At 47.9% G+C, this 14,049-nt stretch carries 10 protein-coding genes and 1 riboswitch; of the genes, 8 read left to right on the top strand and 2 right to left on the bottom strand.

Translation table 11 applies throughout. The features are described from left to right. Window positions 1-78 precede the first annotated feature (78 nt). The 7 genes from ACN6MW_RS11820 to ACN6MW_RS11790 all read left to right on the top strand — a co-directional run bounded on the left by ACN6MW_RS11820 (window position 79) and on the right by ACN6MW_RS11790 (window position 11,806). Window positions 79-558, top strand: a complete 480-nt coding sequence (locus ACN6MW_RS11820; RefSeq protein ID WP_419875584.1) for a hypothetical protein — start codon at window positions 79-81, stop codon at window positions 556-558. 111 nt (window positions 559-669) lie between these two features. Continuing rightward, the gene (locus ACN6MW_RS11815) at window positions 670-948 is read left to right on the top strand and encodes an alpha/beta-type small acid-soluble spore protein (protein ID WP_364151706.1); all 279 of its coding nucleotides are present in this window, start codon (window positions 670-672) and stop codon (window positions 946-948) included. A 159-nt stretch (window positions 949-1,107) separates the two neighbouring features. Beyond that, window positions 1,108-2,322: a methionine adenosyltransferase gene (gene metK / locus ACN6MW_RS11810; protein WP_364151703.1), complete on the top strand. Its 1,215-nt coding sequence runs from the start codon at window positions 1,108-1,110 to the stop codon at window positions 2,320-2,322. A gap of 182 nt (window positions 2,323-2,504) precedes the next feature. Beyond that, the gene (locus ACN6MW_RS11805; protein ID WP_419875583.1) at window positions 2,505-6,881 is read left to right on the top strand and encodes an Ig-like domain-containing protein; all 4,377 of its coding nucleotides are present in this window, start codon (window positions 2,505-2,507) and stop codon (window positions 6,879-6,881) included. A 243-nt stretch (window positions 6,882-7,124) separates the two neighbouring features. After that, window positions 7,125-9,833, top strand: a complete 2,709-nt coding sequence (locus ACN6MW_RS11800) for a stalk domain-containing protein (protein ID WP_419875582.1) — start codon at window positions 7,125-7,127, stop codon at window positions 9,831-9,833. A gap of 130 nt (window positions 9,834-9,963) precedes the next feature. Beyond that, complete coding sequence (locus tag ACN6MW_RS11795) at window positions 9,964-11,070, top strand: sensor histidine kinase (protein ID WP_419876332.1); 1,107 nt, start codon at window positions 9,964-9,966, stop codon at window positions 11,068-11,070. Between the two features lie 7 nt (window positions 11,071-11,077). Beyond that, a complete protein-coding gene (locus tag ACN6MW_RS11790) occupies window positions 11,078-11,806 on the top strand; it encodes a response regulator transcription factor (RefSeq protein WP_308995364.1) in 729 nt (242 codons plus the stop codon). Between the two features lie 159 nt (window positions 11,807-11,965). On the opposite strand, the gene ACN6MW_RS11785 is transcribed toward ACN6MW_RS11790, so the two are convergent. Further along, window positions 11,966-12,121 carry an LPXTG cell wall anchor domain-containing protein gene (locus ACN6MW_RS11785; protein WP_419876331.1) on the bottom strand — a complete coding sequence of 52 codons (156 nt, stop codon included), beginning with the start codon at window positions 12,119-12,121 and terminating at the stop codon, window positions 11,966-11,968. A 149-nt stretch (window positions 12,122-12,270) separates the two neighbouring features. Next, window positions 12,271-12,534 (bottom strand): hypothetical protein, encoded by a 264-nt coding sequence (locus ACN6MW_RS11780; protein WP_419876330.1) that lies wholly within the window; start codon window positions 12,532-12,534, stop codon window positions 12,271-12,273. A gap of 631 nt (window positions 12,535-13,165) precedes the next feature. Continuing rightward, window positions 13,166-13,247, bottom strand: a riboswitch (cyclic di-GMP riboswitch). A 245-nt stretch (window positions 13,248-13,492) separates the two neighbouring features. Here ACN6MW_RS11780 and ACN6MW_RS11775 point away from each other — a divergent pair. Next, window positions 13,493-13,954: a hypothetical protein gene (locus ACN6MW_RS11775; RefSeq protein ID WP_419875581.1), complete on the top strand. Its 462-nt coding sequence runs from the start codon at window positions 13,493-13,495 to the stop codon at window positions 13,952-13,954. Window positions 13,955-14,049 lie beyond the last annotated feature (95 nt).

The following is a 14,049-nucleotide window of genomic DNA, read 5'->3' as shown; positions in this document are numbered from 1 at the left end:
GTTTGGTGAAAAAACTGGTTTCTCTTACTTAAATCTAGTATCTTTATAGGAGATGCGAGATAGAGAGGAGATTGCTAAGTGAAACAAAAAGTATTGCGAGGAGTCGTAGCTGCAATATTAATAGGAGCTGGCGTGTGGGTCGGCGTGAACTTTGCTTCACCGCTTGAAGCGGAATCCAATGCGCTGACTCCAGGCTCTGCCGAGGATCCGGTTGTAACGAAAAGCTATGTTGATGAGCAGCTTGCCAAAGCGGGCGGCGGTTCTACTGAAACACCGGGTGCTAATACGGCGCTGGAGGTTGTTACGGTCCCTGCAGGCAAGACGCTAATGGCAGGACAAGGTACAGAAGTCATTGTAAGGGTTGGCAAAGCGATTGCTTACAGCTCCGATGCCAGCGGCATTGCGGATCTTACAGGCGGAACGGATTTGACAAAGGGTAAGGCGGTTCCAACCAACCATTTGCTGCTGTTTCCCCGCGAAGGACGCGGCATTTTACCTGATCCAAACCAGAAGAATGGTTTAACTGTATTGGTAAAGGGAAGTTATACCTTGCAATAATATGGATGGATAGACTACATTTTACCCGAACTGACAATAGATTATACGCTTCAAAAAGGATGGATGGATGCACAATACAGATGTATTCTACATTCTATGGAGGTGCTATTCATGAGTCGTTCGAATAAAGTGGTTGTTCCAACAAGCAAAGCTGCATTAAATCAAATGAAGTATGAGATTGCAGCAGAATTTGGATTGACATCTGGAGCCTATGCAGGCACAGGTGCTGACACAGAATTCGCTGGAGAGCTGGGAGCTTCTTCCGGAGCCGGCGGAGGACAAAGCGTACATTGGTCTTCCGTATCGACACGTCAAGCGGGCTCGGTAGGCGGAGAAATCACAAGAAGACTGATTGCGCAAGCGGAATCAGTGCTTGGCGGATACCAATAATTGTATAAAAAGTCGGCGTCCATTGACACAAAGCGACATTTTCGGTATCATACTGTTTTAGAAGAGTTGTCAAACAACCTTTTCCTTCGGGGAAAGGTTCATTTTTTGTGTAGAATGTCCGCACTTATTTCATACTAAGGTTGTAGGAGGTTGATACGAATGTCGGTTAAAGGACGCCACTTGTTTACATCGGAATCCGTTACTGAAGGCCATCCGGATAAGATCTGTGATCAAATATCCGATGCTGTCTTAGATGCATTCCTAGAAGCAGATCCACACGCGCGTGTCGCTTGTGAGGTTTCAGTAGCAACAGGACTTGTTTTGGTTATTGGGGAAATTAGCAGCAGTGCAGATTATGTAGATATTTCAGCAATCGCACGCCGCACGATTAAGGAAATTGGCTACACACGTGCCAAATACGGCTTTGACTCCAGCACTTGCGCAGTATTGACGTCGCTCAATGAGCAGTCGGCTGATATTGCACAAGGCGTTAACGCAGCGCTTGAGACTCGCGATGGCAAGGACATGAAGCAAGAGAACGAAGATATCGGCGCAGGCGACCAAGGTTTGATGTTTGGTTTCGCAACAAACGAAACACCTGAGCTTATGCCGCTTCCAATCGCTTTATCGCATCGTATCGCCCGCCGCTTGTCTGAAGTTCGTAAGAACGAGACGCTTGCTTACCTTCGTCCAGACGGTAAAACGCAAGTGACAATCGAATATGCAGACGGCAAGCCTGTTCGTGTGGATACAATCGTTGTTTCTACGCAGCATGCGGAAGAAATCACGCTTGAGCAAATCCAACAAGATATCCTCGAGCATGTTATTAAACCGGTTGTTCCGGTTGAATGGCTGGATGAGGAAACAAAATATTTCATCAACCCGACTGGCCGCTTCGTAATCGGCGGACCGCAAGGTGATGCAGGACTAACTGGCCGTAAAATTATCGTTGATACGTATGGCGGCTATGCTCGTCACGGCGGCGGCGCATTCTCCGGCAAGGATCCTACAAAAGTTGACCGTTCTGCTGCTTACGCAGCTCGTTATGTAGCTAAGAACATCGTTGCTGCAGGACTTGCTGACAAATGCGAAATCCAATTGGCTTATGCGATTGGTGTTGCTCAACCGGTTTCAATCAACGTGGATACGTATGGCACTGGCAAAATTGGTGAAGATAAGCTCGTTGACCTTATCACAAGCAATTTCGACCTTCGCCCGGCTGGCATTATCAAGATGCTTGACCTGCGTCGTCCTATTTACAGACAAACTGCTGCTTATGGTCACTTCGGCCGTACGGATGTTGACCTTCCTTGGGAACGCGTTGACAAAGCCGAGAAGCTTAAAGCAGACGCTGGCGTGCAAAGCGGCGTATAATATCCAATAACGACAAATAACGCCTTAACAGGCGTCCTAAGCTGTCCTCAAAGTAGCTCTGCTGCTTTGAGGACAGCTTTTTTATTTGCCATTCGACACAAAAAAGTAGTTTAACCTAAATTTTTCATATCAACTAACCGACAAATAAGGTACGAGTGTAATTTTTTGAGGAGTGAATTGAAATGAATCGAACCAGCAAGCTGTCATCGTTTATCGCCGTTATGCTGCTGCTCCAACTAAGCCTGGCAGGCTGGGCAACAGATCCGCAGCAAGCGTCTGCCGCATCTGCAGGTCCGGTCGCATTAAGCCTCAGTCCAGCCGATGATCTCTCTAATGTATCCCTTACGGCTGATTTGAAAATGACCTTTGACGAAAGCATCAGCAAAGGGTCAAGCTCAACATCTGTTTCTATTTATGATTATGCAACGAGCAATTTGGTGGAAAGCATTCCTTTATCCTCTGGTCGAATAGCCATTGATTCCACACAGCGCACGGTAACCATTGATCCGACAAATAATTTTGCTTTAAATACGAATTATTACATATTGGTAGATGCCGGTGCTTTCGTAAACCAGTCGAACGGAGCAAGCTATGCCGGGATCAATAGCGCAAGCAGCTGGAACTTCCGTACGGTTGCGGCAGTAGATTCGGCTAGGCCTAATCATACAGTATTGCTGCCAAACTCGGTGCCCGCGGCTGTTACGACGCCGATCACCATTACCTTTGACGAACCTGTCTACGTGGCCAGCGGCAGCATACAGATCAATTCCGCGGAAGATACCAGAACGATTGCCGTTACTTCCAATGCTGTGAGAGGCAGCGGGACCAACCAAATCGTCATTCAACCGCCGTCGGCCTTGCAGCCGAACACAGCGTATTCGGTAGTCGTTCCGAATACGGCTTTTCAAGATGCGGCAGGCAATCTCTATAACGGGGCTACGTGGAATTTTGCAACCGCAACGGCTCCCGTGAACGTGGCAGCACCGTTCGTGCCGGCAGATAATGCAACATCTGTGCCGATTAACGCAGCGCTTACCATTACCTTTGATAAAAACGTGCAAGCACGTCCGAATAAATATATTGAAATACGCAGAATCAGCAACAATACAACCTTAGAGCGCTTTGATGCAGCTTCATCCAGAGTTGCAGTAACGAATAATACGGTCAAAATTACACCAAGCTCTAATTTGGAACCGAACACGGCTTATTATGTGTTAATTGACGCGGGCGCCTTTACTCAGCCTGATCCAAGCGGGGATCAGTGGTACCACGGAATATCGGGAGCATCGGTGTGGAACTTTAGCACGGACCCGGGCAATGAAATCAATCCTCCTGTAGAATCCGCATATTTTCCAACAACGGGCGGAACCATCAACAGCTTAAGCTCTGTTTTGAAAATAACCTTTAACGAGCCCGTTTTTCCTAGCAGCGGAGCCATTGAAATTAGGGAATCGGCAACAGGAGCCTTATTCCGCTCCATTCCGATTACATCCGAACGCGTAACGGGCGGCGGAACCTATCAGATGACCATTGATCCGAATAAAGCAATAATCGGCGAAGCCGAGAAGGCATTCGTCAATAATACAAAATATTATGTAACGATCGGCAATCGTGCGATTCGCGATGCGGCTGGTAATTATTACGCAGGAATCTCATCCTCGACATCATGGCAATTCACCGTTTCACAAGATACGGTAAGACCGACCTTAGCACTCTTGAATCCGGTTAGCAATGCGGTTTCTGTCGGACTTACCCAAGCCTTCACAGCGACGTTCAGCGAGGCTGTTAAGAAAGGCGCAACCGGTTCAATAACGTTTAACCCGGTTGGAAATGGCCTGCTGTCACCCATCACGGCTAGCTTTTATGTAGATGGTAATCACAACAATGTGCTGGTCATTTCTCCTACGCAAGCATTGGAAGCGAATACCCGTTATTATGTATCAATCGATGCGAGCGCAGTGACGGATCTGGCGGGCAACAGCTTCGCCGGGATATTAAATGAATACCAATGGACTTTCCAAACGTTTGGTTCGGATAACACAGCGCCGACCATGAGTAAGCTGGAGTGGAGCGGTTCCGCGATTACGATGAGCTATAGCGAAGAACTGAACGCGTATGCGGTTCCTTCCTCAGGAAGCTTTTATGTAACGGTTAACGGGGCACCCCGTTCCGTAATCGGAGTACAGGTAAGAGGAGAAGCGGTCCTTCTAACTTTATCGAGCCCAATCGTAGCAGGCCAGCAGGTAAAGCTTTCATATACCAAGGCTGCATTGGGACTTATTCAGGATACATCCGGCAATGAAGCGGCAAGCGCTGCATATCAAGACGTGGCCGGAGCCAAGGATGTCACGCCGCCAACGCTTGTGAGCGGCAATGCCTCAGGCGCTGCCATTACCTTATCGTTTGACAAGGACTTAGCGGCTGTAAACAGCTATGCTTATTTACAGTTTGCGGTCAGCGTCGGCGGCGTTCAATACAGCACGACCTCGATCTCAAGCAAAGGCAGCAATGTTTTGCTAACCATTAACGGAAATATTCAAAACTATCAAACCGTCCATGTTTCCTATGCGCCCGGTTCCTATCCGATTAGGGATACGGCAGGCAACTATTTGTCAGCCATTCAAAACTACAGTATGTACAGCATGCCGGATACAGGGGTACCGACACTGCAATCCGTTAGCTTTAGCGGGACAGTCGTAACTTTGAAATACAATAAAAGCTTGAATTCACAGAGCGTTCCATCCGTGGGCCAATTCGGCGTATTGGTCGATAATATCGCACGTTCTATTCTTCAAGTTCGAATTACAGGTGACACGGTCCTTTTAACCTTATCGTCAGCTGTAAATGCCGGACAAGTTGTCTCGGTATCTTATTTAGCCTCAGTGACTTTGATTACCGATCAAGCCGGCAATGCCGCGCCTTCCTTTAACAATGCTACATCAGGGGGAACATCTGGCGGGGGCCAAAGCGGCAGTATTTACGGAGTCATTGCGAAGGGGTCCCTGTTAACGATTAACTTTTCCGAAAACTTGAGCAGCAGCTATGTACCGGCATCAATCCAGTTCCTTGTAAAAGCCAATGATTCCGTAAAATCGGTATCGAGAGTGGATATTAGCGGAACATCGGCCATTTTAACAATGGCAGTGCCCTTCACAGTCGGCGAAGCCATTACCGTAACTTATTACGCAACATCCGCCGGACTTCGCACAAACAGCGGAACAACAATAAACAGCTTCTCCAATATAAGCGCAGCAAATCAGACGACCATTCTAGATGGGCTATCTGGTGATTACGAAGCTGCCGACGGCGGAGGCATTGGTCTAAAAACATCGGCAGCCTCAGTGACAGCGGATATCTCGCCTGCCGGTGTGCAGGCTAATCGCTACACCGTATCGGGCGAGAAAATGCTTACGGCATACGAGACGGCCCGCAAAGCAGGCTTGGCTATCCCTCGCGTAGCGTTTAAAGTACCGACAACGGAACGCGCAGCGATTGTCGCAGTCCCAATAAGTGCGCTGGACACAGCATTCCGCTTAAACGCCAGCTCTGTATTTGCCGTTCAATTCGGCGACGCTTCTTACGAGCTGAAGCTGAATGCAGCTGACTTTTCCAATATCAATTCGTTGCTCGGCGGCGGAAGCAGCTCCGGTCAATTGCTTATCCGCATCGACCAAGGCTTGTCCACGCTGACGGGTAATATCAGCTCCAAAATAAACAGTTCAAATACGAGCCTGATCGCGGGACCTTACCATTTCGATGTAACGGCAGTGAGCGGTTCTATACAGAAGGCTGTGAATGATTTTAACGGTTATGTATCACGCACGATTCAAACCTATCAAACGATTGATTCCAGCAAAACGGCGGTCGTTTGGTTTGACCCTGCTACAGGCGGAATCTCCTATGTTCCAACGGTATTAACGACTAGCGGCGGCAAGACGACAGCCACTTTCAAAAGAAAGGGCAACAGCTCCTATGCGCTTGTAGCTAATTCGAACAGCTTCACGGATTTAAGCAAGCACTGGGCTGCGGCTTCCATTCATATGCTGCTGCGTAAATTCATCGTGGAAGGACGCACGGCAACGAAGTTTGAACCGAACAAAAACATAACGCGCGGAGAATTCGCAACGTATATCGCGAAAGGGCTTGGCCTGAGCAGCAATCGCTCGGCAGCGGCTAAATTCAAGGATGTGAACACGAATACGGCGATGGGCGCTTATATCGGTGCCGCATCGGCTGCGGGAGTCGTTGCAGGCAATACGGATGGCACCTTTAAGCCGAACAATCCGATTACGCGCCAGGAAATGGCCGTCATGATGATTAGGGCTGCGAAGGCAGCCGGTCTAACCGTTACGCTTCCGCAATCGACGACCGCCTATTTGCAGAAGTTTACGGATCGCGGCAAGGTTGGTGCCTGGGCGAAAGAGGATGTCGCAAAATCGATATATCTTGGCGTTATTGGCGGTAAAACGGCCACGACATTAAGTCCGCAAACGAATGCCACGCGTGCGGAAGGTACGGTCATGATTATGCGTTTGCTGCAAAAAGTGAATTTCTTATAAATAGAAGAATGAACCAGTTTTCGAAGCTTATCGGGATTCTTAAGATTTGCTGACTGCAATCACTTTTGAAAAAGGCTCAACCGTCTTCCAGGCGAGTTGAGCCTTTTTGGTATTCCTTGAAATAGCATAGAGGATATTTATCGGATGAAATAAAACGATAGCAGTCTCTTATCGGACGGAACTTTTCTACTACTCTTGTAGTCTATAACTATTAGATTAATAGATGGGAGAGTTGCAATTCTAATGGTTACGTTTCAAAAAATGATCGAACGGCAGTCGGAGGGCTTGGGGAAACGCGTTATAGTCGTTATGTTAGGCGGAGCATTGTTAGTACAGCCGATTGCATCGATTCTGCCTGGAAGCTGGCAGAAGGCAGTTATAGAGTCCACAAAGGCTGCTGCGAGCGGCCCTGTACTTAAGCTTTCGCAGCAATCGTTTATAACTGCAGGGGCCAAACGCCTGGATTACGTATTTCATACAACGCGCGGAAGCTCAAAAGTACAAACCGATGTGCATGTCATTGAGATAGATTTAACAAATCCTTATGTCTCCTTAAATGCGATGAGCGGCAAAAATAACAGCATTGGCCAAGTCAATACCATACTTAATATGACGAAAGAAAACGGGGCGGTCGCAGCCATCAATGCGGATGTTTTTGTCATGGGCAATGAGGGTGCTCCGATGGGCGGACAGGTGATTAGCGGCATGTTCATGTCGAGCCCGTCGAAGCTAAAAGGGATGTATGCTTTTTCGGTATCGAAGGATCGGAAGCCGATGATCGATAACTATTCATTCGAAGGCTTGGTAACGGCTGCGGATGGCTCGTCCTTCCTGCTTGAAGGCCTTAACCAATCCGCGTATTCTCCTGAAACAACAGGCTCGAAATATAGCCATGTTAATCAGATGTATATCTATACAAGCGCATGGGGCGGAACGGAGCGTCCGAAAAATTCAGGCGCAACGCCTACAGAGGTTTTAGTCCGTAACGGGATCATCGAGGAGATCTCGATCGATAAAGCGATTGCGGGACAAGCGCCGGAAGACGGCTACATACTTCGTACGCACGGCACAGCGGCAACATACGTGAAGGAGCATTTGCAGGTCGGACAGCCGATAACGGCTGATTATTCGCTTGTGTCACAAACGACGGGCGCGAAGATTGATCCAGCTTCTTTTGAGATGATGGCCGGCGGTCATACGCTGTTAGTAAATGCGGGGGCATCAGCGCCGTTTTCACGCGATGTTACAGGTGTCAGCGGTTCGTCGTATACTTCCCGTTCAGGGGTAGGTTATTCGAAGGACGGAACAAAAGTCTATCTCATCACGAGCGAGCGTTTCGGTGGCAATACAGGGCTCAGCCTGAAGGAGCTTCAGCAGGTTATGCTGCAGCTGGGTGTTTTTAAAGGCGTCAATCTAGACGGAGGCGGCTCAACCACGATGATTGAACGCCCGCTTGGCAACTATGCGCTTCAGCTGGCTCATTCCACGCAATACGGTTCCACCCAAAGAAGCGTCGCGAATGGAATAGGCGTATTTACTACGGCTCCCAAGGGAACGCTTAAAGGCATTTCCGTGAGCGGGTCTAAAGTCATGTTCATAGGTCAAAAGTCGTCTTATTCGTTAAAAGGTTATGATACGTATTACAATCCATACGATGTAGATAATGCCTCGGCGGTGTGGAGCACGGAGAAGGCAATCGGCACCTTCCAGGGGAATGAATTCACGGCGACTAAAGCCGGTAAAACAACGCTTAGCGTGAAGTCTGGGGCAATCACTACCAAGCAGGAAATCGAAGTGATCGGCCAAGACCAAATTGCTTCGCTTTCCATCGATACGGCGGCAGGCGTATTGGCAAAAGGAGCCACGATTTCCGTTCCGCTCACCGTCAAGCTTAAGGACGGCAGTTCGTATAAATTGAGCGGGGATTCCGTGAAATGGGAATTTATTGGTTTTACGGCTGACCGAAAAGGCGACAGCCTAACCGTACAATCGGTAAATGCAGGAACATCAACGGGCTATGCAATTGCGCGCTATGACGGGTTTCCAGCCATGATTCCCTTTACGCAGGGCGAAGCGGTCAGCACCTTCGAGGATTTCGAGAAATCGACGTATCCGATCACGTCGCAGATCACGCCTGCAACAACGATTGGCAGCGTGAACTTGGTATCGGATTTTCCGGGTCAAACCTCTGCGAAGGCTTTGAAGCTGGATTATGATTTCACGAACGGTACGGGAACGAAAGCGTCTTACGCGGTGTTTAATACAAATGGCCGCGCCATAGAGGGCTCACCTACGTCAATGACGGTTGACCTCTACGGGGACAACAGCCTGAATTGGGTACGCGCGGAGTTTATTGATGCCGATGGCAAAGCCCATCTTCTGGACCTGGCTAAGCAGCTCGACTTTAGCGGCTGGAAAAACGTAAAGGTCAACCTATCGTCCGCAGGGATGAAATTCCCGGTTAAGCTCAAACGGATTTATGTAGTAACCATTGCGGAAGGCCAGGATGAACGGTCGCCTTCCGGTGCAATCGGACTAGATAATATGAAGCTGCAATATCCGCCTTCAGTAACGGTTGATACAAAGACGAAGGTCGAAATGACTGTAGGCAAAACAACGGCTATGGTAAATGGAAAAGCAATAAAGCTGGATTCTGCACCGCTCGTGCTGAACGGGATAACGTTCGTACCGGTTCGGTTTGTATCGGATGCAATGGGCTCCCGGCTGTTATTTAATGGGAACACAGGTCAAGTTACGGTGCTGCGCGGCAATAAGCTGATGGAAATGACGCTAGGTAAAAAGGATCTTATTCTTAACGGCGTGCGTCAAAGCTCAGAGGTAACGCCGATTATCCGAAACAACCGCACGCTGATCCCGGTACGCCTATTTTCGGAAAAATTAGGTCTAAAGGTGGGCTATGACGGGAAAACGAAAAAGATTACCATCGATTAACGATGGACGAATGATAACCAATCTGTGGTATGATAGAGTAGATTAACCTTTACTACAGAAAGGTTGCCGATCTACAGTGGACCACCTTACGGGAGATATAAATCGAGTTATCAAAAATGCGATCGAAGTAATGGAAGACAGCAAATATCAAATTTATGAAATATGCGAATCAGCGCGCACGGAGCTGGAGACCTTGGAGCAGGAGCTTGAAATCGTTCTTCAAGAAACGGTGAAGACGATCGATAAGGTCGATCAGCTCGAGCTGGACTACCGCCGTGCGCGGATTAGGCTGACAGAAGTTAGCCGGGATTTTGTGCGATACAAGGAAGAAGATATTAAGTCTGCGTATGAGAAAGCTACTCAGATCCAGCTGGATCTGATGGTGTACCGGGAGAAGGAATCCTACTTGAAGGCACGTCGCGACGATTTGCAAAAACGTGTCCGCAATGTAGAAAACTCCATTGAGCGGGCAGAAACAATCGCATCGCAAATCAATGTCGTTCTTGAATATTTAGCGGGGGATTTGAATCAGGTTACCCGTATTATCGAGTCTGCCAAAACCAGGCAGCTTCTGGGTTTGAAAATCATATTGGCGCAAGAGGAAGAGCGCAAACGGATCGCCAGGGAAATTCATGACGGACCGGCGCAATCGCTCGCCAATATCGTTCTTCGGACAGAAATTGCAGAACGAATGCTTATCAAGCAGGAATTTGTATTGGTGCAGGAAGAATTAGTAGATTTGAAAGGGCAGGTTCGCTCCGGGCTGGAAGAGATACGTAAAATTATATTTAATTTGCGTCCGATGGCTCTGGATGATTTGGGACTTGTGCCGACTCTTCGTAAATTCACGCAGGATTTCGAAGAGAAAACAAAAATACATACCGTATTCGAGCTTATCGGTAAAGAGGTTAGAATGCCGTCGGCAATGGAAGCGGCAATCTACCGCCTGGTACAGGAAGCTTTCTCCAACGCTCTTAAGCATGCGAGCGCTACTCATGTCAAACTTGAAATTAACTATCAGCCGCAGCATATTTCACTCGTTATTCAAGACAACGGCGTTGGTTTTCACAGCGAACTCATTGAACAGGATGCTAGTCGAAACGCACATTTTGGATTGGTGGGGATGAGAGAACGCATTGAACTGATAGAGGGAAGGATGGATATAGACTCAAATCCCGGTAGAGGGACGAAAATTATGATAGATATACCTACTACTGCCGAATCTAGAAAGGAGTAAGATGATGATGATCCAGAAACCTGCAAGCAATGTGAGTACAATCAAAATTTTACTTGCGGATGACCACCAGCTGTTTCGTGAAGGTCTTAAGCGGATTCTGAATATGGAAGACGATCTTGAAGTCATTGGAGAATGCGGAGACGGCATTCAAGTGTTGGAATTTTGCAATCATACGATTCCAGAGATCGTTTTGATGGATATCAATATGCCAATCGAGAACGGTGTTGTCACGACAGAACGTTTAAAAAGTATGTTTCCTGACGTAAAGGTTATCATTCTTTCTATCCATGATGATGAGAGCTATGTGTTTGAAACGCTTCGAAAAGGGGCAACGGGCTATTTGTTGAAAGATATGGAAGCTGAATCGCTGATTAACGCTATTCGCTCCGTCGTTCAAGGCCATGCCTATATCCATCCTAAAGTAACGGGCAAGCTGATCAACCAGCTTCGCCGCATGACTTATTTAGACGAGATGGGAATCGTTTCAGGCGCAGCAGCTGCCCAAGAGCCGGGAGTGAAATTCGTAGCAGGCGATGAGAGCCCGTTAACGCGCCGTGAGGCAGAGGTTCTTCGACTAATGGCCGAAGGCAAGAGCAATAAGCTAATCGGAGAATTCTTGTTTATCAGCGAAAAAACGGTTAAAAACCATGTGAGCAGCATTTTGCAAAAGATGGAAGTAGACGACCGTACGCAAGCCGTTATTCAATCGATTAAATACGGCTGGGTAACTTTGTAACAACCAGCGTATTCGTTATAACACGAATTACAAAATCCCGTATCCTCCGATACGGGATTTTTTGTGTCCGCTCGTTAACGAAAAAGATGAAACATCGGAAATGAGTAAACACTCCGAAGCTGCCTGTAGAGCAGCGCCGGAGTGCGAGAAAAAGTGCTTTTATTTTCTTTGTTGTTTTTGCTTACGAAGCGAGATAAAACCGGCAGTTAGCGCAAAAGCGCCGATTAAATAATAAGGAGCCGGACTGGAATCGCCTGTTTTCGGAAGGGTAGCCAGCGGAACTTGTTCATCCTGGGAATCAATGACGGTATCCACTTCGGAATCGATTTCCTGCTCTCCCCCTATACCGCCGATTGGCGGTTCCTCATCGTCGATATCGATAAGGGTTGTTACTTCTGGCGTTGGCGTCACGGTCGGCGTGATCTCAGGTGTAGTAGGCGTCGTTGGCGTCACGGCCGGCGTAATCACAGGTGTAGTAGGTGTAGTAGGCGTGACGGTAGGCGTAGTTTCAGGTGTCGATGTAGGCGTAGGCGATGGTGTGGTTTCAGGTGTAGTTGTAGGCGTAGGCGATGGTGTTGTTTCAGGTGTAGAAGTAGGCGTAGGCGATGGTGTGGTTTCAGGTGTAGAAGTAGGCGTAGACGTTGGTGTGGTTTCAGGTGTAGAAGTAGGCGTAGGCGATGGTGTGGTTTCAGGTGTAGAAGTAGGCGTAGGCGATGGTGTGGTTTCAGGTGTAGATGTAGGTGTAGGCGATGGTGTGGTTTCAGGTGTAGAAGTAGGCGTAGGTGTAGGTGTCGGTGTTGGTGTAGGCTCCGTGCATGTGTTTTGCAGCTTCAGCTTCCATGCTTTAATTTTGTCGCCGTGAGCGCCTACGCCAAGCTGGGTTTGCAGCACACCGCTATAAATATCCAGCTGGTAAGGGAGACATACCGGAATGTTGATGGTAATGGAATAACTGCCAGCCGTAGGATATACAATGGATTGCCCTTCATAATGTACTTGTTTGTTGTATGGTATTGTCGTATCGCCTGGACCTGGCGTCCAATCGGCAGGTCCTGCATAAGAGGAGAAGCTTACTCTTACGCAATCCTGTGTTGTCTTAAAGGTTGCCGTCGCCGTACCATTGCCGTTGTCTACGATATTGGTTTGGTTTGCTAAGATATGATCCCTATTTGATGAGTAGTCCGGGCAGGCGTTCTCGACTAAGGGGCCGGTTAAGGCCGCGTCTCCATTGCTCTGGCCTTCAGCCATGACAAGGGAACCAAGTGACAAAGAAAAAATCAAGATCAATGCCAAGCTTAATGAAATTTGCTTTTTAAAATAACGCATTTTTCACTCTCCTCTTAGATAGGTAGTGGGGTTCTAAGAGGGCCGGTTACACTACTGGCTCCATATAATCCAAGTGTCCACATGCAGATTATACTTCATCGCTTCCCTAGCTATTCTGAAATTGTGTAATCCACCGCTTCCTTTCTATACGCATGCATAGTTATATATGCAAGGATACGTATTAAAATGATAACATATATTGTAAATTGCTCAAGGGTGTTTCTTTGTCGGAATTTGACTATTAAGTATCGGTAGTTAGGCCTATATTCGATGCCAAACACAATTTTTTGCCTTGTCCTGCCTTGGCGGAACCAGTGGGCTCTTCCTAGCATATAGTGTCACAAAGAGGAGGTGGCCGCCATGTTTGAGCTTCTACTTTTGGTTATTGGCTGTTATGCCTTGGCTGCATTGTCGGTGCATCTGGCTTACCGGATCTGGCGAGGAAGGCAGCAATCCAGCAAGCATTACGTGCTTGTTGCGGGCGATCGGCAAAAAAATATGGAATGGTATGTGCGCTCGTTGTTTTATTTTTCGCGGCGGATGGGCAAGGATGTCCAGCTGACGATTGTCGACCGCGGGGTGACGGATGAAACGCTTGCTATTGTGGAGCGCTTAGCGAGAGACGGCAAGGAAGTTAGGGTGCATAGTAAAGGAACGGTGCCCATTACTGAAAACGACGATAGTAAGCGTTCACAAACGAAGGGTGTGGACGGGACTCAGCTGCTGTGGCTGCTTCAGGCAGAAGGAGTCGTTTCGAATGCAGACCACGCGGTGCTGATTGATTTACAAAACCCGTCGGATTTGTCGAAGATGCCATTTTAGTATATACTTTGCCGTAATTGGATATTTCGAGTGAAGCACACTCAATGACGCATTCTGCGTGGTTGGGTGTGCTTTTTTTTGTTCATACAAAGGAA

Origin of the sequence: Pristimantibacillus sp. PTI5 (genome assembly GCF_048572955.1) — a bacterium.
Classification (GTDB): Bacteria; Bacillota; Bacilli; order Paenibacillales; family Paenibacillaceae; genus Pristimantibacillus.
This window is presented reverse-complemented; position numbering and strand designations above follow the sequence as displayed.